Annotated in this window: 19 protein-coding genes and 3 tRNA genes; 5 read left to right on the forward strand and 17 right to left on the reverse strand. The window is 72.5% G+C overall.

What is annotated here, in order from left to right:
* Positions 1-26: 26 nt before the first annotated feature.
* The 5 genes from OG422_RS13105 to OG422_RS13125 form a co-directional block, all read right to left on the reverse strand.
* Positions 27-461, reverse strand: coding sequence for a MaoC family dehydratase (locus OG422_RS13105; RefSeq protein ID WP_405742864.1), 435 nt, complete (start codon positions 459-461; stop codon positions 27-29).
* Between the two features lies 1 nt (position 462).
* Positions 463-918, reverse strand: coding sequence for a MaoC family dehydratase N-terminal domain-containing protein (locus tag OG422_RS13110; RefSeq protein WP_143940018.1), 456 nt, complete (start codon positions 916-918; stop codon positions 463-465).
* Between the two features lie 86 nt (positions 919-1,004).
* Complete coding sequence (rpmG, locus tag OG422_RS13115; RefSeq protein WP_006604855.1) at positions 1,005-1,169, reverse strand: 50S ribosomal protein L33; 165 nt, start codon at positions 1,167-1,169, stop codon at positions 1,005-1,007.
* An 88-nt stretch (positions 1,170-1,257) separates the two neighbouring features.
* A tRNA-Met gene (locus OG422_RS13120) sits at positions 1,258-1,330 on the reverse strand.
* A 46-nt stretch (positions 1,331-1,376) separates the two neighbouring features.
* Positions 1,377-1,449 (reverse strand) — tRNA-Thr (locus tag OG422_RS13125).
* 182 nt (positions 1,450-1,631) lie between these two features.
* On the opposite strand from OG422_RS13125, the gene OG422_RS13130 reads away from it, so the two are divergent.
* Both OG422_RS13130 and OG422_RS13135 read left to right on the forward strand, forming a co-directional pair.
* Entirely contained in the window at positions 1,632-2,885 is a 1,254-nt protein-coding gene (locus OG422_RS13130) for an amidohydrolase family protein (protein WP_405742866.1), read from the forward strand.
* Between the two features lie 389 nt (positions 2,886-3,274).
* Positions 3,275-3,937 (forward strand): NAD(P)H-binding protein, encoded by a 663-nt coding sequence (locus OG422_RS13135; protein ID WP_405742868.1) that lies wholly within the window; start codon positions 3,275-3,277, stop codon positions 3,935-3,937.
* A 199-nt stretch (positions 3,938-4,136) separates the two neighbouring features.
* Here OG422_RS13135 and OG422_RS13140 read toward each other — a convergent pair whose 3' ends face one another.
* Both OG422_RS13140 and OG422_RS13145 read right to left on the reverse strand, forming a co-directional pair.
* On the reverse strand, positions 4,137-5,135 hold the full coding sequence (locus OG422_RS13140) for a zinc-dependent alcohol dehydrogenase family protein (protein WP_405742870.1): 999 nt from the start codon (positions 5,133-5,135) through the stop codon (positions 4,137-4,139).
* A 67-nt stretch (positions 5,136-5,202) separates the two neighbouring features.
* A complete protein-coding gene (locus OG422_RS13145) occupies positions 5,203-6,003 on the reverse strand; it encodes a DeoR/GlpR family DNA-binding transcription regulator (RefSeq protein ID WP_405742872.1) in 801 nt (266 codons plus the stop codon).
* Between the two features lie 297 nt (positions 6,004-6,300).
* On the opposite strand from OG422_RS13145, the gene OG422_RS13150 reads away from it, so the two are divergent.
* Complete coding sequence (locus OG422_RS13150) at positions 6,301-6,753, forward strand: CBS domain-containing protein (protein ID WP_143941889.1); 453 nt, start codon at positions 6,301-6,303, stop codon at positions 6,751-6,753.
* 154 nt (positions 6,754-6,907) lie between these two features.
* Here the strand turns inward: OG422_RS13150 and OG422_RS13155 are convergent, their stop codons facing one another.
* The gene (locus OG422_RS13155; protein WP_405742874.1) at positions 6,908-7,948 is read right to left on the reverse strand and encodes a YncE family protein; all 1,041 of its coding nucleotides are present in this window, start codon (positions 7,946-7,948) and stop codon (positions 6,908-6,910) included.
* Positions 7,949-8,095: 147 nt separating this feature from the next.
* Here OG422_RS13155 and OG422_RS13160 point away from each other — a divergent pair, with 147 nt between their 5' ends.
* A complete protein-coding gene (locus OG422_RS13160; protein ID WP_405742876.1) occupies positions 8,096-8,992 on the forward strand; it encodes a LysR family transcriptional regulator in 897 nt (298 codons plus the stop codon).
* Between the two features lie 127 nt (positions 8,993-9,119).
* Here OG422_RS13160 and OG422_RS13165 read toward each other — a convergent pair.
* Positions 9,120-9,201, reverse strand: a tRNA-Tyr gene (locus OG422_RS13165).
* A gap of 197 nt (positions 9,202-9,398) precedes the next feature.
* Here OG422_RS13165 and OG422_RS13170 point away from each other — a divergent pair.
* Entirely contained in the window at positions 9,399-9,887 is a 489-nt protein-coding gene (locus OG422_RS13170; protein WP_143941892.1) for a YajQ family cyclic di-GMP-binding protein, read from the forward strand.
* Between the two features lie 137 nt (positions 9,888-10,024).
* Here the strand turns inward: OG422_RS13170 and OG422_RS13175 are convergent, their stop codons facing one another.
* From OG422_RS13175 to OG422_RS13210, 8 genes are all read right to left on the reverse strand, one after another.
* A complete protein-coding gene (locus OG422_RS13175) occupies positions 10,025-10,417 on the reverse strand; it encodes a YccF domain-containing protein (protein WP_143941893.1) in 393 nt (130 codons plus the stop codon).
* Positions 10,418-10,504: 87 nt separating this feature from the next.
* Positions 10,505-11,368, reverse strand: coding sequence for a zinc metalloprotease HtpX (gene htpX, locus OG422_RS13180; protein ID WP_405742879.1), 864 nt, complete (start codon positions 11,366-11,368; stop codon positions 10,505-10,507).
* 229 nt (positions 11,369-11,597) lie between these two features.
* The gene (locus OG422_RS13185; protein ID WP_405747768.1) at positions 11,598-13,163 is read right to left on the reverse strand and encodes an NADH-quinone oxidoreductase subunit N; all 1,566 of its coding nucleotides are present in this window, start codon (positions 13,161-13,163) and stop codon (positions 11,598-11,600) included.
* An 8-nt stretch (positions 13,164-13,171) separates the two neighbouring features.
* Entirely contained in the window at positions 13,172-14,896 is a 1,725-nt protein-coding gene (locus tag OG422_RS13190; RefSeq protein ID WP_405742881.1) for a NuoM family protein, read from the reverse strand.
* Positions 14,897-14,898: 2 nt separating this feature from the next.
* A complete protein-coding gene (locus tag OG422_RS13195) occupies positions 14,899-16,803 on the reverse strand; it encodes an NADH-quinone oxidoreductase subunit L (RefSeq protein WP_405742883.1) in 1,905 nt (634 codons plus the stop codon).
* Entirely contained in the window at positions 16,800-17,177 is a 378-nt protein-coding gene (nuoK, locus tag OG422_RS13200; protein WP_143941897.1) for an NADH-quinone oxidoreductase subunit NuoK, read from the reverse strand. Before nuoK ends, OG422_RS13195 begins: the two co-directional genes overlap by 4 nt.
* Positions 17,177-17,845, reverse strand: coding sequence for an NADH-quinone oxidoreductase subunit J (locus OG422_RS13205; RefSeq protein WP_405742885.1), 669 nt, complete (start codon positions 17,843-17,845; stop codon positions 17,177-17,179). The genes nuoK and OG422_RS13205 overlap by 1 nt, the downstream gene beginning before the upstream one ends.
* Complete coding sequence (locus OG422_RS13210; protein WP_405742887.1) at positions 17,842-18,429, reverse strand: NuoI/complex I 23 kDa subunit family protein; 588 nt, start codon at positions 18,427-18,429, stop codon at positions 17,842-17,844. The genes OG422_RS13205 and OG422_RS13210 overlap by 4 nt, the downstream gene beginning before the upstream one ends.

Here is an 18,429-nt window from a genome sequence, read left to right on the forward strand (position 1 = left end):
CGGGCCGCCCCCGTAGGGATGTCCGGTCAGGCGAGGCGGACCACGGCGCGGGACATGCCCAGCACCTTCTGGCCGCCGCTCATCGCGGTGAGGTCGACGCGGACGGTACGGGCCTCGTCGTCGAGCTTGGCCGCGACCTTGCCGCTGACCTCGATGACCGCACCGGTGTCATCGTTGGGGACGACGACGGGCTTGGTGAAGCGGACGCCGTACTCGGCGACGGCCGCCGGGTCACCGGCCCAGTCGGTGACGACGCGGGCCGCCTCGGCCATGGTGAACATGCCGTGTGCGATGACGTCCGGCAGCCCGACTTCCTTGGCGAACTTCTCGTTCCAGTGGATCGGGTTGAAGTCGCCGGAGGCGCCCGCGTAGCGGACGAGGGTGGCGCGGGTCACCGGGAAGGACTGCGCCGGGAGTTCGGTGCCGACCTCGACGTCGTCGTAGGAGATCTTCGCGGTCATGTCAGGACGCCTCCTCGACGGCGCGGGCGACGAGCTTGGTGGCCGCAGTCACGACGTGTTCGCCGTTCTCGTCGTGGACGTCGCCGCGGATGTCGATGATGTCGTTTCCGGCCAACGTCTTGATCGCTTCGATGGTGGAGGTGACCGTGAGCCGGTCACCGGCGCGTACGGGGCGGGTGTAGGCGAATTTCTGGTCGCCGTGCACCACGCGGCTGTAGTCCAGGCCGAGTTGCGGGTCCTCGATCACCTGGCCCGCGGCCTGGAAAGTGATCGCGAACACAAAGGTCGGCGGGGCGATCACCTCGGGGTGACCGAGCGCCTTGGCCGCTTCGGTGTCGGTGTACACGGGATTCGGATCACCGATCGCCTCGGCGAATTCCCGGATCTTTTCCCGGCCGACCTCATACGGGTCGGTGGGCGGGTACGTATGACCGATGAATGACGGATCGAGCGCCATTGGCTCGCAACCTCCCTGACTACTGGGGTGATAACGCCGTAAGGCCGCCCCCATCATCTGGGGACGGCCTCACGTACGAGCCTGTGTTATCGCGTTTCGCGGTGCGCGGTGTGCGAGTTGCAACGAGGGCAGTGCTTCTTCATCTCAAGACGGTCCGGGTCGTTACGCCGGTTCTTCTTGGTGATGTAGTTCCGCTCCTTGCACTCCACGCAGGCCAGCGTGATCTTCGGGCGGACGTCGGTGGCAGCCACGTGAGTGCTCCTTGACGGAAAGACGGACGGATGAACGCATAAAAGAGTAGCCGATCGAAGGACCGACCCCGCAATCGGCTACTGTCAGTAGCGGTGACCGGACTTGAACCGGTGACACAGCGATTATGAGCCGCTTGCTCTACCGACTGAGCTACACCGCTGCGATGCGAAGGAAACCTCGTCCGAAGACGAGGAACCTCACACCAGAGCCCCAATACGGAATCGAACCGTAGACCTTCTCCTTACCATGGAGACGCTCTGCCGACTGAGCTATTGGGGCGAGCGATGAAGACATTACACGGCCCGCCGCCAAACGTGAAATCCGTATCCGGGTGACGCCCGCTCCGGCGGCCCGCACCACGCCGGTACGACTATTCCGCGCCTGCGCGGGCCGCCCGAGGCCGCGGCCTAGGCTCGGGGCACGCTGCGTGATCTTGCACGCCCGTGGCTTCGAGGAGCGCGATGTCCGACAGCAGTTCACCGCAGCCGTCCCCGCGGCCGGGCAAGCCGGATGGCGGCTCCGACGCGGGCTCCCTGGCACTGTGCGGCGCGCGGCTCGCCGACGGCCGCACGGTGGACGTACGGCTCGGCGGTGGCCGGATCGAGGCGGTCGGGACGGCCGGGGCGCTGGCCCCGCAGGGCGCCCGGGTCGATCTCTCCGGCTATCTGCTGCTTCCGGCGCCCGCCGAACCGCACGCGCACTGCGATACGGCGCTGACCGCGGACGCGGCGGGCCCGGCGTCCGACTCCCCCGAGGACGTCCAGCGGCGTACCACCGAGGCGGCGCTGCTCCAGCTCGGGCACGGTGCTACCGCCTCGCGCACCCATGTGCGGGTCGGCGGGGTGCGGGGGCTGCGGGCGCTGGAGGCGGTGCTCAAGGCCCGGCGGTCGCTGCGGGGGCTGGCGGATCTGTCGGCGGTGGCGGTGCCTCGGGTACTGACCGGGGTGGCGGGCGCGGACGGGCTGGCGATGCTGCGGGACGCGGTGGCGATGGGGGCGTCGGTGGTCGGCGGCTGTCCCGATCTGGACCCGGACCCCGCCGGGCACGTCGAGGCGGTGCTGGCGGTGGCGGCGGAGCACGGCTGTCCGGTGGACCTGCACACGGACGGGGACGATCCGGCGCGGCTGGCCCGGCTGGCGGCGATGGCGGGCGGGCTGCGGCCCGGGGTGGCGATCGGGCCGTGCGCCGGGATGGCCCGGATGCCGCGGAGCGTGGCGGGCCGGGTCGCCGAGCAGCTCGCGGCGGCGGAGGTCACCGTCGTCTGTCTGCCGCAGGGCGACTGCGCGGCGCTGGAGCGGTACGGGTCCCGGGTGGCCCGGCCCGCGCCGGTGCGGCTGCTGCGGGCGGCGGGGGTGCGGGTGGCGGCGGGCAGCGGTGCGCTGCGGGACGCGGCGAACCCGGTGGGCCGCGGTGATCCGCTGGAGGCGGCGTATCTGCTGGCGTCCCTGGGCGAGGCCACGCCGGAGGCCGCGTACGAGGCGGTGAGCGGCGCGGCGCGGGCGGTGCAGGGGCTGCCGGAGGTACGCGTCGAGGCGGGCTTCCCGGCGGAGCTGCTGGCGGTGCGGGGCGAGCGGATCGCGGGGGTGCTGTCGCTGGCGTACAGCCGGGTGGTGGTCCATCGGGGGCGGGTGGTGGCGCGGACCAGCGCGGTACGGGAGTACTGCGACGCTGCGGTCGCGGTGGCGCTGGAGCTGCCGCGGCAGTCGCAGCGGTGAGTGGGGGCTTACGGGGCGGTGTGGCGGTGCCCGTAGGGGCCGGGCGGGACGAGGTCGGGGCGGGGCCTTGTGGGCGGGGCCGGGGCGGGGTGTGCCCCTGAGGGCCGGGGGCGCGGCCAGGGCGGGCTCGGGGCCGGGCGGCCGGGGCGGCCAGGCCAGGGCTTCCCCTAGGGGGTGCCCGCAAAGTCCCGTCGTTCGCCCGGAGGGCGTCGCAAGCCAGGTGGACTTTGCGGACACCCCTGAGGGCCAAGCCCGAGGCCGGGTAGGTCGGGGCGCAAGGCCGGGCGGCTCCGGGCGGGGGGACAGCGCTGTCGGCCGTGCGGACCCGGACCGGGCGTGGGACGTCGCGGCGGGCGGGATTCCGGGCGGGGTCGTCTACGGTCGGCGGCATGCGCATTGTCATCGCAGGTGGACATGGTCGGATCGCGCTGCGGCTGGAGCGGTTGCTCGCCGGGCGCGGGGACGAGGTGGCCGGGATCATCCGCCGGCCGGAGCAGGCGGGTGACCTGCTGGCGGCGGGTGCCGAGCCGGTGGTGTGCGATCTGGAGTCGGCGTCGGTGGCGGATGTGGCGCGGCATCTGGCGGACGCGGACGCCGCGGTGTTCGCCGCGGGCGCGGGGCCGGGCAGCGGCGCGGCCCGTAAGGACACCGTGGACCGCGGTGCGGCGGCGCTGTTCGCCGATGCGGCGGAGGCGGCGGGCGTCCAGCGGTTCGTGGTGGTGTCGTCGATGGGCGCGGACCGGGAGCCGCCGGAGGGCACCGACCCGGTGTTCGCCGCGTATCTGCGGGCCAAGGGCGCCGCGGACGCAGACGTACGGGCGCGGGCCGGGCTCGACTGGACGATCCTGCGCCCGGGGCGGCTGACGGACGACACGGGGACGGGCCGGGTGACGTTGGCGGAGTCGACGGGCCGGGCGGAGGTGACCCGCGACGACGTCGCGGCGACGCTGCTGGCTCTGCTGGACGCGCCGGGCACGGCGCACCGCACGCTGGAGCTGATCAACGGCGGAACGCCGGTCGCGGAGGCGGTGCGGGCGGTGGCCGGGGGCTGAGCCGGCCGTTTTCGTGCCCGGGCGCCGGCGTCACACCACCGGACCGGACCCTCACGCGACCGACCCGGCCCGCCCCGGCCGTCTCCGGCGGCCCGGCCGGAGCGGGCCCACCCGGGCCGCCGCCCTCGCACCGCCGGCCCGGCCGGGCCGCTCCCGTCACGCGCCCACCCGGCCCGACCGCCCACCGTCACACTGCCGCTCAGACCCCAGGATGGATCTGTATTTTGCGGCCCGTTCCGGCGCGGAAGGTGTCCAGGGCGGTGGCGAAGCCGGCGAGGCCGAAGCGGTGGGTGAGCATGGTGTCGGCGTCGATGACGCCCTTGGCCATGAGGTCGACGGCGCGGCCGAAGCTGTGCAGGACGGCCATCGAGCCGACGATGGTGATCTCGTCGTTGTAGACCTGGAACGGCGAGAACGACGCCTTGGCCGCCGACGGCGCGACCCCGAACTGCTGGAACGTGCCGCCGCGGCGCACCCGGGTGAGGCCGTCCTCGATGGCAGGGACGGCGCCGGTGCAGTCGATGACGGTCTCCCAGCCGCCGGGCCGCTCCAGCGCGGCGGCGCCGGTGGCGGTGGCGTCGGCGCCGAGGCGGGCGGCGACGGCGAGCCTGTCCTCGTTGACGTCGACGACCGAGAGGGAGGCGGCACCGGCGGCGCGGGCGAGCTGGAGCATCAGCAGGCCCATCGTCCCGGCGCCGTAGATCAGGTAGTGGTCGCCGAGGCGGCGCGGCAGGACGTCGAAACCGCGGACCGCGCAGGACAGCGGCTCGATGAGGGCGCCCTGGACGGTGTCGACGTTCTCGGGGAGCCGGTAGCAGTTGGCGGCGGGCACCGCGACGTACTCGGCCATCGCGCCGTCGACGGTGTCGCCGATGGCGCCCCATCGCTCGCAGAGGTTGCCGCGGCCGATGGCGCAGAAGCGGCAGGCGCCGCAGAACAGCGACGGGTCGACGGCGACCTGGGTGCCCACGGGCAGTCCCGTCACCCCCTCCCCCAGCGCGATGACCTCGCCGGTGAACTCGTGCCCGGGGATGATCGGGTACGGCGTGGGCGCGAACTCGCCCGCCACGATGTGCACATCGGTCCCGCAGATCCCGACGGCCGCGGGCGCCACGACGACCTCGCCGGGCCCGGGTGTCGGGTCGTCGACGGTGGCGAGGGTGTGGGTACCGGGCGTTTCGACGACGACGGCGCGCAAGGGATCGGCCTCTCTCGTTGCGGATGCGGTGCGGTGGTGCGGCGGTGGCGGGTGCGGCGCGGGCCTTTCAGGTCGGTGGGGCGGTGGGCGTGACGGTGTGGACCTCGGCGCCGAGATCGCGGGCGGCGCGCAGCTCGTCGGCGGGCGCGCGATCGTCGGTGACCAGCAGGTCGTATCCGCCGACGTCGCCGTAGCCGTAGGTGGCGGTGCGGCCGAACTTGCGGTGGCCCACGGCGAGTACGGTCCGGTCGGCGGCCTGGAGGTAGGCGCGTTTGTTGTCGGCGTACTCGCGGACCGGGTGGTAGAGCCGTCCGGCGCTGATCGAGGTGGCGGTGACGAAGGCGACGGCGGCGCGCAGGCTCCGCAGCTCGCGCCGGGAGCGGGGGCCCGCGCAGGACTCGAAGTCCTCGTGGAACCGGCCGCCCAGCAGGGTGACTTCGGTGGACGAACCGGACAACAGGTAGGCGACGCGCAGGGAGTTGGTGATGACGTGCAGGCCCTCGACGGCGGCCAGGCGGCGGGCGAACGGGAAGAGTGTGGAGCCGCAGTCGACGAGGACGGTGCTGCCCGGGGCGACCTCCTCGATCAGCTCGGCGGCGAGCGCCGTCTTGACGTCGAGGTCGGCGTGCTCGCGGAAGCGGACCGCGCTCTCCATGGTGACGACGGGGAAGGCGGTGGCCACCCCGCGGCCCTTGTGGAGGAGTTGGCGTTCGGTGAGGTTGTCGAGATCGCGGTGCATCGTCATCACGCTGACGCCGAGGCGTTCGGCGAGATCGGCTATCCGTATCTCGCCCTCGTCGGCGACCTGACGCAGCACCGTTCTGCGGCGCTCTTCCACCTCTGCCTCGGACCCACGGCTCGGCCGCATGGCCGACCGCCCCCCTTCGCTGGCTCGACGCGTTCCCCCGGAATGTCGCTCACGGCTCCCTTCGACGATAAGGCGCGCCCCATGAAAGTCACACACTTTATGTGAAGTTCAGGGAATTCCCAGGGTTCCCCTTGGGGGTTGCGCCCGCCCGTGGGACTCGTCCGGGGCGGGCGGCGGGGCCCGGCCATCGGTGGTGTGATGGAGGGAGAAGACGGCACGAGAGGGGCGGAGGGGAGCCGCCCCAGGAGCGCCACCGGGGGGGTGTCGCGGTGCTCCGCCACCCGGAAGGAGGCTGTCATGCCCGGCACACCCGGCGCGGCCGGTCAGCTGCGCGCCCAGGACATCATGACCGGCGGCGCGCACTGCGTCGGCGCCCACGAGACACTGCACGCGGCGGCGCGAATGATGCGCGATATGGACGTGGGCTGCCTGCCCATCTGCGGCGACAACAACCGCCTCATCGGCATGATCACCGACCGCGACATCGTCGTCCGGTGCTGCGCCGACGGCATCGACCCGGCGGAGGTGCAGGCCGGGACGCTGGACGGTCCGGTCCACTGGATCGACTCGGCGGCGGACGCCAGGGAAGTCCTCGACACGATGGAACAGCACCGGATCAAGCGCCTCCCGGTGATCGACGTCCGCGCAGGTCACCGCCTTGTCGGCATCATCACCGAGGCGGATCTCGCGAAGAACCTCAGCGATGCCCAGGTGGCCGAGTTCGCCGGGCGGGTGTACGCGGACGCGTGAGGAGCGGACGGCAGGGCGTGCGGTGAACGCGCGGCCGCCGTGACGCGCGGGGCGGGCCCGTCGGACACCGGACCCGCCCCGAAGCGCGCCCCGGACCAGGCGGCCTGAAGCCCATGCACCGTCCGCCCCGGAGCCGCGTACCGCCACCCGCCGCTCAGACGGCCCGCGGCAGATACGCCATCCCGTGGGCGCCCGTCTCCCCCCGGCGCGGCACATCGAGCCGGGCCAGCCGCTCCAGGGACGTCAGGTCGACAATGTCGACGGTCGAGGAACCGATGGCAGCCACATAGCCGATCCGGCCGTCGGGCGACGAGGTGAGGGTCAGCGGCAGCCGCCCCACCTCCAGCCCGCCCCGGCGGTGGCCGTCGGCGGTGAAGACGGTGAGGTGCCCCGGCGCCTGCCCGCCGCCCGGCCCGGGCTCCCGGCGGGTCTCCCCCACGAGCAGCGTCCCGTCCACCGTGGTGTGCACCGGCAGCACGACGTCCTGGGTCGGCAGGGTGCCGGCCACCCGCAGCGTACGGGTGTCGATCACCCGGATCCCGGGTTCCGGCCGCTGCTCCCCGGGCGCGCCCAACCCGGCGTGGGGCGCGGCCACATAGAGGCGCGCACCGTCCGGTGAGAGCGCCAGCCCCTCGCTCCCCGGGACCTCGATCTTCGCGGTGAGGGTGCCCGCACCGAGGTCGACGACGGAGACGAAGGGCGCCTCCTTGTTGGTGGCGTACCCGGTCGTGCCGTCCGGGGAGAGGGCGAACCAGTGCGGGACGGGCGCGTCGGTGTCGATCCGCCCCAGGGGGCGTCGCGTCGCGGTGTCGATCACGACGACGCCGCCCGGCCGGTCCGCGGAGCCCTCGACGCTGACGTAGAGCCGCCCGCGCGCCGCGTCCAGCGCCAGGCCGTGCGGGCCGTGCTCCGGGGCGAGGTCGACGATCTCGACGACGCGGCGGGTATCGGCGTCAAGGATGGTGAGATCGCTGCGGCGCCCGGTGTTGGTGTGGTAGTTGCCGGAGAAGTACGGGGTGGAGCACCACAGCAGGCGCTGCACGGGGTCGAAGCACAACTCGTGCGGTTCGGCGGCGAGTTCGGTCGTACCGAGGTGCCGGTCGGTGGCGGCGTCGTGGAACGAGACGGTGGGGCCGGTCAGGCTGACCACGGCCAGGACGTCGCCTTCACGACCGGCACGGACGGACTGCGGCATGGCGCGCTCCTTGGGTCAGGGGTGTCCCCGCGGGTGCGGCGACATCCTTACTCTCGGCGCGCACCGCGTTACGCAGCAATGCAAAGATGAGCACGGAATCATTGACAGCATCGACAAAGATGCAGGTCAGAAAGGTTCGCCAGGACCGTGGATCTTCAGCTGCTGCCCACTCTGCACGCACTGCTCCAGGAGAACAGCGTGACCCGGGCCGCCGAACGGCTCGGCACCTCGCCCGCCGCGGTCAGCCGCACCCTGGCGCGGCTGCGGCGCGCCGTCGGCGATCCGCTGCTGGTCCGCGCCGGGCAGACGATGGTGCCCACCCCGCGCGCCCTGGAGCTGCGGGACCAGGTCGGCGCCGTGCTGCGCGACTGTGAGCAGCTGTTCCGCCCGTCGGCGCCGTTCCGCACCGCCGAACTGGACCGCACCTTCATCCTGCAGGCGAGCGACGTCCTGCTGGCGGGCCTGGCCGGTCCGCTGACCGACCGGCTGCGCGCGGCCGCCCCGCGGGTCGATCTCGTCTTCCTGCCCGAGTCGGTGGAGGACGGCCCGGCGCTCCGCCAGGGCCGCGTCGACGTGGAGCTGGGCGTCCTCGACCATCTGGACCCGGAGACCTGTACGGAGCCGCTCGCCCGGCTGTCGCTGGTCGGCGTCGCCCGCGCCGGTCACCCGCTCTTCGACGGGCCGCTCGACGCCCGCCGGTTCGCCGCCACGGACCACATCGGCATCTCCCGGCGCGGCAAACGCCTCGGCCCGATCGACCGGGCACTGTCCGGGCTGGGGCTGCGGCGCCGCGTCGCCGTCGTCGTCCCCAGCCATATGAGCGCGATGCAACTGGCCCGCGACACCGACCTCGTCGCCCTCACCCTCGACGGCTGGCTCCGGGACACCACCGACGCGCTGGGCCTGCGCACCTTCCCCATCCCGCTCGATCTGCCGCCGCTCGACCTCGGCATGGCCTGGCATCCGCGCCACTCCGCCGACCCGGCACACCGCTGGTTCCGCGCCCAGGTGAAGGCGGTGGGGCCGGGTGAAGGGTGTCCGTAGGGCGGTGCGGGGCGGTGGGTCAGGGTGGGTCAGCCCCGACCCGGGCAGACCGTAGTGCCCTCTTTCGGGTAAACGAAAACCCCCTCCGAACTGCTGTGATGCAGTTCGGAGGGGGTTTCCTCCACTGTGGCGGCGCCAGGATTCGAACCTGGGAAGGCGAAGCCGGCAGATTTACAGTCTGCTCCCTTTGGCCGCTCGGGCACACCGCCAGGGTTTGCTGCCTTGAGATCCGCTTGGTGCGGCGCTCCGTGGCAACGACGTAAACCATACCTGATGGCAGGGGGTGCTCCGCCACTCGGTTCCGTGGCCGGGGTCGTGGGTGACGGGGCCGCCTCCTCTAGGCTGGCGGGGCGGTCCGGGACGGGCCGTTTCCCTGACGGACCTATCCACGAGGAGCCAACTCACCATGGCCGACTCCAGTTTCGACATCGTCTCGAAGGTCGAGCGGCAGGAGGTCGACAACGCCCTCAACCAGACCGCCAAGGAGATCTCGCAGCGCTACGACTTCAAGGGCGTGGACGCGTCGATCGAGTGGTCGGGCGAGAAGATCGAGATGCGCGCCAACGCCGACATGCGGGTCAAGGCCGTACTCGACATCTTCCAGTCCAAGCTGGTCAAGCGCGGGGTCTCGCTGAAGGCGCTGGACACGGGCGAGCCCCAGCTCTCCGGCAAAATGTACAAGATCTTCGCCTCCATCCAGGAGGGCATCTCCCAGGAGAACGCCAAGAAGGTCGCCAAGATGATCCGCGACGAGGGCCCGAAGGGCGTCAAGGCGCAGGTGCAGGGCGACGAGCTGCGGGTCAGCTCCAAGAACCGCGACGATCTCCAGGCCGTCCAGCAGCTGCTGAAGGGCAAGGACCTGGACTTTGCGATCCAGTTCGTGAACTACCGGTAGTCACCGGCGCACGACGGCACCGGCCCGCGGGCCCGGACGTTCCGTCAGCGGGATACGCAGCAACCGGGCGGGGCGGCGGGCCGTGGGCGCGCCGCCCCACCGGCGTGTGCACACGGGGCGGCGGGCGGCAGTAGCGGTCAGCGGGTGGCGAACGGCTCGTCCGTGGGGACGATCTCGCGACCGAGCGGCATCAGGGAGATCGGGATCATCTTGAAGTTGGCGATGCCGAACGGGATGCCGATGATCGTGATGCAGAGGGCGATACCCGTGCAGATGTGGCCCAGCGCCAGCCACCAGCCCGCGAAGATGATCCAGATGACGTTGCCGATCGTGGATCCGGCGCCCGCGTCCCGGCGTTCGACAGTGGTACGGCCGAAGGGCCAGAGCGCGTAGCCCGCGATGCGGAAGGACGCGATGCCGAACGGGATCGTGACGATCAGGACGCAGCAGATGATTCCCGCGAGGACATAGCCGAGCGCCAGCCAGAAGCCGCTGAGGACCAACCAGATGACGTTGAGGATGAGCTTCATGATCGACAGCCTTCCACGGCGGGGCGACGGGTGGGTACGCCCTGGTAGACGCGGCGGCCGGTGGGGAACGTTGCGACGCGGGCACCCCTATATGTGAGGGCCGGCCATCCGCTCCAGACGGTTGATGCGCTCGCGCATCGGCGGGTGGGTGGCGAAGAAGCGGGACATGCCGTCCCCCGCACGGAACGGGTTGGCGATCATCATGTGCCCCGCGGTCTCCAGCCGGGGCTCCGGGGGCAGCGGCAGCTGCTGGGTGCCCCTCTCCAGCTTACGGAGCGCGGAGGCCAGGGCGAGCGGATCGCCGGTGAGGCGCGCGCCCGACGCGTCGGCCTGGTACTCGCGGGAGCGGCTGACGGAGAGCTGGATCAGGGAGGCGGCGAGCGGCCCCAGGATCATGATCAGCAGCATGCCGAGCACTCCGGGGCGGTCGTCGTCGTCCGAGCGGCCGGCCGGGATCAGCCAGGCGAAATTCACCAGGAACATCACCACGGAGGCCAGCGCCCCGGCCACCGAGGAGATGAGGATGTCGCGGTTGTGGACATGGCTCAGCTCATGGCCGATCACCCCGCGCAGCTCCCGTTCGTCCAGCAGTTGGAGGATGCCGTCGGTGCAGCAGACCGCGGCGTTACGGGGGTTGCGCCCCGTGGCGAAGGCGTTCGGGGCCTGGGTCGGGGAGAGGTAGAGGCGCGGCATCGGCTGGCGGGCGGCCGTCGACAGCTCACGGACCATGCGGTACAGGCCCGGGGCCTCGAATTCGCTGACCGGGCGGGCACGCATGGCCCGCAGCGCGAGCTTGTCGCTGTTCCAGTACGCGTAGGCGTTCGTCCCCACCGCGACGAGCACGGCGACGATCAGGCCCGTACGGCCGAAGAAGCTGCCGATGACGATGATGAGGGCGGACAGGCCACCGAGGAGTACGGCGGTTCTGAGCCCGTTGTGCCGGCGGTGCACCGTACGCCCTCCAAGCGATCCGGCAGGGGAACCCGCTGCTGCGATGTCCACTCTCCAGTGGACCCTTACTCACTGGTCAACGCGAGATGAGCAGGGCAGGTTCCCTCGCCCGCCGCACCCGGGGAGGGCCGGTTCCGGCGCCCGGGGCGTACGCGGAGGGCGTGTGCGGCGGTGCGGGCGCCCACGGCGGAGCGCCGTGTTCCGGCCGGGGCACGGCCCCGGGCCGGAGCTACAGGAGGGTGCCGGCGGCGAAGCGCAGGACGAGCTGCGGGGCGCCGGAGAGGGCCACGCCGAGGACGGTGGCCAGGGTGAGCGCGACGGCGAGCGGTACGGGGATCCGGGCGGCCACGGGGCGGACGGCGGCGGCGCCCCCGGCCGTCACGTCCACGGATGCCGCGGCGTCCTCGGGGGCGGCGTGGAAGAGCGCGGCCGTCCAACGGAGGTAGTAGTAGAGCGCGATCACCACATTGACGGCCATGACCACGGCGAGCCAGCCCAGGCCCGCGTCGACGGCCGCGGCGAAGACCGTGACCTTCGCGAACAGGCCGATGACACCCGGCGGCAGCCCGGCCAGGCAGAGCAGGAAGAAGCCGAGGGCCAGCGCCACCAGGGGGCGGCGGGTGGCGAGGCCGCGGTAATCGGTGAGGCGGTTGGCCGGGCTGGTACGCGCCACCAGGGCGGCGACCGCGAACGCGCCGAGGTTCACCGCGGCGTACATCAGGGCGTACGCGACGGTCGACCCGATGGCGCGCCCCGGGGCGTCGGCGTACGCGGCGGCGGCGATCGGCACCAGGAGGTACCCGGCCTGGCCGACGGAGGACCACGCCAGCAGCCGTACGGCGCTGTGGGTGCGGCCGGGGTCCTGGCGCAGCGCCGCGACGTTGCCGACGGTCATGGTCAGCGCGGCCAGCACCGCCAGCACCGGGCCCCAGACGTGCGCGTACGAGGGGAAGCCCTTGACCGTGACGAGGATCAGGCCGGAGAAGCCGACGGCCTTCCCGATGACGGAGAGGTACGCGGCGATGGGCAGCGGGGCGCCGACGTAGGTGTCGGGCACCCAGAAGTGGAACGGCGCGGCGGCGGTCTTGAAGGCGAAGCCGACAAGGGTGAGGGCAACGCCGGCGCTCGCGAGGGTGGCCAGCCGCGGGTCCGCGAGGTGGGCGAGCCCATGGGCGACGCGAGTCAGATGGAGGCTCCCGGTGGCGGCGTACAGGAAGCTGACGCCCAGGAGCATCACGGCGGTGGCGGCCACCGAGGAGAGGAAGAACTTCAGGGCCGCCTCGGAGGACAGCCGGTCGCCGCGGCGCAGGCCGACCAGCGCGAAGGCGGGCAGCGAGGCCACCTCCAGGGCGAGGACGAGGGTCGCCAGGTCGCGGGAGGCGGGCAGCAGGGCGGCACCGGAGGCCGAGGAGAGCAGCAGGAACCAGTACTCGCCCGCGGGCAGGCCGCCGTCCTTGACGGTGTCGATGGACAGCAGCGCGGTCAGCAGCGCACCGGCCAGCACCAGGAACTGGATGGCCAGGGCGAACGGGTCCGCGACATAGCTGCAGACGTCGCCGCCGCCGACGCAGAAGGTACGGCGGTCGCCGCCCAGCAGGGGCAGCAGGGAGAGTCCGGCCAGGGCGAGGCCCCCGGTGGCGAGCCACCCCAGGAGCGGTTTGCGGGCCACCGGGAGGAACAGGTCGGCGACGAGCACCACCAGGGCGACGACGGCGGTGAGGACCGGGGGCGCCAGGGCGATCCAGTCGACGGACTGCACCAGGGACGCCGTTCCGCTCGCGGCCGTCGGGATCATCGGGCTGGTCACTTGCCGCCTCCGAGGAGCTGCTGGACGGCCGGGTCGGTGAGGCCGAGGAGGGCCGCGGGCCACAGTCCGGCGAGGACGGTGAGGGCGGCGAGGGGGGTCCAGGCCGCGTATTCGTGGCGCGCGATGTCGGGGATCACGGGCCCCGCCGCCGGGCTCCCGGTGGCGGGGCGGTTCCGTGGCGTGTCCGGGGCGGCGCGGTGCGCGGCCTCGTCCGGGGAGGCGGTGCCCTCCTCGACCGCGGCGGCGGGCTCGGCGGCCTCGGGGGTGGCGCCCATGCAGACGCGGCGGACGACGAGCAGCAGATACGCGGCGGTCAGCAGGGTGCCGAGCCCGGCCAGCGCCATGAAGGTGAGGAACGCGGGGCGGCTGAGGCCGGGGGCCGGGTGGAACGCGCCGAACATGGCGAGCATCTCGCCCCAGAAACCGGCGAGCCCGGGGATGCCCAGGGAGGCAACGGCGGCGAAGGCGAGGAGGGCGCCGAAGCGGGGCGCGCGGCCGTAGAGGGCGGCGCCGGTGGTGCCGGCGAGGGTGTCGAGGTCGGTGGTGCCGGTGCGGTCCTTGAGGGCGCCGACCAGGAAGAAGAGCAGGCCGGTGATGAGGCCGTGGGCGATGTTGGCGAAGAGCGCGCCGTTGACGCCGGTGGGCGTCATGGAGGCGATGCCAAGCAGCACGAAGCCCATGTGGCCGACGGAGCTGTACGCGATCAGCCGCTTCAGGTCGCCCTTGGCGCCCTTGCGGACCAGCGCGAGGCAGGCGAGCGAGCCGTAGATGATGCCGACGGCGGCGAGGGCGGCGAGGTAGGGCGCGAAGGTGTGCATGCCCTCGGGCGCGATCGGCAGCGCGATCCGCACGAAGCCGTACGTGCCCATTTTCAGCAGGACACCGGCGAGCAGCACCGAGCCGACGGTGGGGGCGGCGGTGTGGGCGTCCGGCAGCCAGCTGTGCAGCGGCCACAGCGGCGACTTGACGGCCAGTCCGATGCCGATCGCGAGCACCGCGACGAGCTGAACGGTGTGGCTGAGCTGGGATTTCGGTCCGTTGTCAGCGGCGAGTGCAACCATGTCGAACGTGCCGGTTTTTCCTCCGATGAGGAGGAGACCGAGCAGCATGACGACGGAGCCGAGCAGCGTGTAGAGGATGAACTTCCAGGCGGCCGCCTGACGACCGCCCGACTCCCGGCCGGACGGAGTGCCGGGCGCCGCGCCTCCGGAATTGCCGCCCCAGCGGGCGATGAGGAAGTACATCGGGATGAGCACCATCTCGAACGCGAGGAAGAACAGCACGAGATCAAGGACGGCGAAGGTGGCGAGGGTGCCGGATTCCAGGAGAAGCAGCAGCGCGACGAACGCCTTGGGGGACGGTCCCTTGGGCATCGAGAAGTAGCTGTAGAGCGCGCAGAGGAAGGTCAGCAGCGCGGTCAGGACGACGAGGGGGAGCGAAATGCCGTCGATGCCGAGGTGGACGCGGATGTCCAGCGCGGGGATCCAGCGGATGTCGGTGGTGGCCTGCATCCGGGCCGGGTGGCCGTGGTCGAAGCCGATGGCGAGGGCCACCGCCGCCGCGAGGACGACGCCGGTGACGGTCACGCCGTGGCGCAGTACGGCCTGGTCGGGGCCGCGGCCGCGGAGACCGGGCGGGGCCGGGAGCAGCGCGCCGACGGCGCCCAGGAGCGGGAGCACGACGACGCCCGCGAGGAGCAGCTGCATAGCGGTGTGATTCATGGTCAGGCTCCGGTGCCCATGGCGACGAGGACGGCGGCGACGGCCAGGAGTAGCGCGCCCGCGAGCAGCGCGCCGAGGTAGGTCTGCACGTTGCCGGTCTGGGCGCGGCGGACGGCGGCGCCCAGCCAGCGGGGGCCGGTACCGGCGGCGCGGACGTAGGTGTCGACGACCTCACGGTCGAGGAAGCGGACGAGGACCGCGGCGGCGCGCACGGGCCGGACGAACAGCGCACGGTAGACGGCGTCGAGGTGGAAGCCGGCGGCCGCGGGGCGGTACAGCGGCCCGAGCAGCACCCGGCCGGGGTCGGTGGCGGCGCCGTCCGCCGCGGTGCGGGTGGCCGGGGCGGTGGTGTGGCGCCAGGTCGCGTAGGTGACGAGGCCGCCGACGAGGGCGATGCCGGTACCCAGGACGGAGGTGGTGAGGGTCGGGATGAGGGAGCGTCCGTCGAACCAGTCGGGCAGGAAAGGGGCAGCCAGGCCGAAGGCGGCGGTGGGGACGAAGAGGACCCACAGCACGGCCTTCATGGCGAGGGGCTGCGGGCCGTGGTCGGGGGCCTCGGGTCCGCTGCCGCGGAAGGCGAGCAGCCACAGCCGGGTGGTGTATCCGGCGGTGAGGAGGGCGGCGATCAGCCCGGAGATCAGGACGGTCCACCCGGCCGCGCCGGGAATGCCCGCGGCCCCGCCGGTGGCGGCGTGCTCGGCGGCACCGAGGACGGCTTCCTTGGAGAAGAAGCCGGAGAACGGCGGGATGGCGGCGAGCGCGAGGAGCGCGACGGTGACGGTCCAGTAGGCGTCGGGGACGCGCCGGTCGAGGCCGCTCATCCGGGACATGGCGGAGAGCGAGTTGGTACCGGCGGCGTGGATGAGCGCCCCGGCACCCAGGAAGAGGAGGGCCTTGAAGGCTCCGTGGGAGAGGAGGTGGAAGACGGCGGCGCCGCGGTCGCCGACGGCCAGGGCGCCGGTCATGTAGCCGAGCTGGCCAACGGTCGAGTAGGCGAGAACGCGTTTGACGTCGTCCTGGGCGAGCGCGGCCAGACCGGATCCGATCATGGTGATCGCGGCCATGACGGCGAGGACGACCAGCGCCGCGGCGGAGGCGGCGAAGACGGGGAGGAGCCGGGCGACGACATAGACACCGGCGGCGACCATCGTCGCGGCGTGGATGAGCGCCGAGACGGGGGTGGGACCGGCCATGGCGTCGGGCAGCCAGGTGTGCAGCGGGAACTGCGCGGACTTGCCCGCGACACCGGCGAGCAGCAGCAGCGCGATCAGCGTCGGATGGTCGAGACCGTCGCGGGCGACGGAGCCGAGGATGCCGGTGATGCGGAAGGTCCCGGTATCGGCGGCCAGCGCGAAGATGCCGAAGAGGAAGGGGACATCGCCGAGCTTGGTGACGAGGAACGCCTTGAGGGAGGCGGCACGGGCGGCCTCGGTCTCCCAGTAGTGGCCGACGAGGAAGTACGAGCAGATGCCCATGACTTCCCAGCCGACGAGCAGCACCATCAGGTCGCCGGTGTAGACGACGAGCAGCATCGCGGAGGTGAAGAGCGAGACCAGCGCGGCGTACGACGGGTAGCGCGGGTCGTCGCGCAGATAGCCGGTGGAGTAGATCTGCACGCAGGTCGCGACGACACCGACCAGCACGGCGATCAGTACGGCGAAGCCGTCGAGGTGCAGGGCCAGGTCGATGGGGACGGAGCCGGTCGGGGTCAGCCGGGTGGCGACGTCGGTGGCGGGCCCGGTGCCCACTCCGGCGGCGACGACGGCGGCGAGCGCGGCGGCGGCAAGCGTGGGCAGCACGGCGAGCGGCCGGACGAAGCCGGGGGCGCGGCGGCCCAGGAAGAGCCCCACGACCGCGCCGAGGAACGGCAGGAGGGGGACGAGGACGGCGGTGGTCGTGGGTGTCACGCGGTGGCCTCCGCCTTGGTGTCCGGCTGCGGCTGCTGGTCCGTGGCGTCGGCGTCCGGGGTGCCCGGCGTGTCGGCGAGGTCGCGCAGCCGGTCGATGTCGGAGATGCCGCGGTGGCGGTGGACGAGCAGCACGATCGCCAGACCGATGCCGATCTCGGCGGCGGCGACGGCGATGGTGAAGAGGGTCAGTGCCTGACCGGCGTGGAGGGTGTCGCGCAGCCAGGCGTCGAAGGCGACGAGGTTGAGGTTGACGGCGTTGAGCATCAGCTCGACGGACATCAGCACCAGGATCGCGTTGCGGCGGGCGAGCACGCCGTACAGACCGGTGCAGAAGAGGAGGGCTGCGAGGACGGCCGGATAGACGAGATGCATCAGCGCTGCTCCTCGCGCGGGGCGGGGCCGGGGGTGGCGACGGGGCCGGTGGCCGCGCGGGCGACCGGGGCCGTGCCGCCGGGGGCCGGGGGGGTGCCCGGGCCCGGGGGCGTACCGCCGTCGCCGGTGATCGCCGTGTCGCCCTTGCGGGAGAGGACGATCGCGCCGACCAGGGCGGCGAGCAGCAGGACGGAGAGGGCTTCGAAGGGGAGCACCCAGTACTGGAAGAGGCTGCGGCCGGTGGTCTCGGTGCTGCCCTGCGGGGTGCCGAGTTCGATCCAGGTGGCGCGGAACGCGTCGACGACGACCCACACCAGGGCGACGGCGGACGCCGCGGCCACGGCGACGGCGGCCCAGCGGTTGCCGGAGTCGGCGTCCGGCGACCGGCCGATGGGCGCCTTGGTGAGCATCAGCCCGAAGAGAAGGAGGACGACGACGGAGCCGACGTAGATCAGGACCTGTACCCAGGCGATGAATTCCGCGGTCAGCAGCAGGTATTCGACGGCGGTGCCGCCGAGGGCGACGACCAGCCAGAGCGCGGCGTGGACGAGCTGCCGGGTGGTGACGGTGACGACCGCGGCGCCGAGGGTGACGAGGCCGACGAGGAGGAAGGCGATCTCGACGCCGGAGGGGGTGAGGAAGCCGTGGCTTGCGGCGGCGAGCGTCACGCGTCCTCCCCGGAGGTCTCGGCATCGGCGGCGGCCTGCTGGGCGGCCAGTTTGTCGGCCGTCTTACGGGCGGCGGCGATCTCCTTGGGTTCCTCGGCGGCGGGGTCGAGGGCGGGCGGTTCGGGCACGGTCCACATCCACTCGCGGAGTTTGTCGCGCTCGTGGGTCAGTTCGCGGATGTCGGTCTCGGCGTACTCGAACTCCGGTGACCAGAAGAGGGCGTCGAAGGGGCAGACCTCGATGCAGATGCCGCAGTACATGCAGAGGGAGAAGTCGATGGCGAAGCGGTCGAGGACGTTGCGGCTGCGCTCGCGGCCGCCGGGGGCGGCGGGCGGCACCGTCTCCTTGTGGGAGTCGATGTAGATGCACCAGTCGGGGCATTCGCGGGCGCAGAGCATGCAGACGGTGCAGTTCTCCTCGAACAGCCCGATGACGCCGCGGGTGCGCGGCGCCAGGTCGGGCTGGACGTCGGGGTACTGCGCGGTGACGCTGCGCTTCGTCATCGTCCGGAGGGTGACGGCGAGGCCCTTGGCGAGCCCGGAGCCGGGGAAACCGGACGGCTTGGGCTTCTTGTCCGCGGCCAT

The organism is Streptomyces sp. NBC_01525, from assembly GCF_045040405.1.
Lineage (GTDB): Bacteria > Actinomycetota > Actinomycetes > Streptomycetales > Streptomycetaceae > Streptomyces > Streptomyces benahoarensis.

Excerpts from the sequence above, each read along its gene's own strand:
- OG422_RS13105 (WP_405742864.1), bottom strand. The coding sequence starts at position 461 with ATGACCGCGAAGATCTCCTACGACGACGTCGAGGTCGGCACCGAACTC.
- OG422_RS13110 (WP_143940018.1), bottom strand. The coding sequence starts at position 918 with ATGGCGCTCGATCCGTCATTCATCGGTCATACGTACCCGCCCACCGAC.
- OG422_RS13130 (WP_405742866.1), top strand. The coding sequence starts at position 1,632 with ATGTCCGACAGCAGTTCACCGCAGCCGTCCCCGCGGCCGGGCAAGCCG.
- OG422_RS13135 (WP_405742868.1), top strand. The coding sequence starts at position 3,275 with ATGCGCATTGTCATCGCAGGTGGACATGGTCGGATCGCGCTGCGGCTG.
- OG422_RS13145 (WP_405742872.1), bottom strand. The coding sequence starts at position 6,003 with ATGCGGCCGAGCCGTGGGTCCGAGGCAGAGGTGGAAGAGCGCCGCAGA.
- OG422_RS13150 (WP_143941889.1), top strand. The coding sequence starts at position 6,301 with ATGCCCGGCACACCCGGCGCGGCCGGTCAGCTGCGCGCCCAGGACATC.
- OG422_RS13155 (WP_405742874.1), bottom strand. The coding sequence starts at position 7,948 with ATGCCGCAGTCCGTCCGTGCCGGTCGTGAAGGCGACGTCCTGGCCGTG.
- OG422_RS13170 (WP_143941892.1), top strand. The coding sequence starts at position 9,399 with ATGGCCGACTCCAGTTTCGACATCGTCTCGAAGGTCGAGCGGCAGGAG.
- OG422_RS13175 (WP_143941893.1), bottom strand. The coding sequence starts at position 10,417 with ATGAAGCTCATCCTCAACGTCATCTGGTTGGTCCTCAGCGGCTTCTGG.
- OG422_RS13185 (WP_405747768.1), bottom strand. The coding sequence starts at position 13,163 with ATGATCCCGACGGCCGCGAGCGGAACGGCGTCCCTGGTGCAGTCCGTC.
- OG422_RS13190 (WP_405742881.1), bottom strand. The coding sequence starts at position 14,896 with ATGAATCACACCGCTATGCAGCTGCTCCTCGCGGGCGTCGTCGTGCTC.
- nuoK (WP_143941897.1), bottom strand. The coding sequence starts at position 17,177 with ATGCATCTCGTCTATCCGGCCGTCCTCGCAGCCCTCCTCTTCTGCACC.
- OG422_RS13210 (WP_405742887.1), bottom strand. The coding sequence starts at position 18,429 with ATGGCCGCGGACAAGAAGCCCAAGCCGTCCGGTTTCCCCGGCTCCGGG.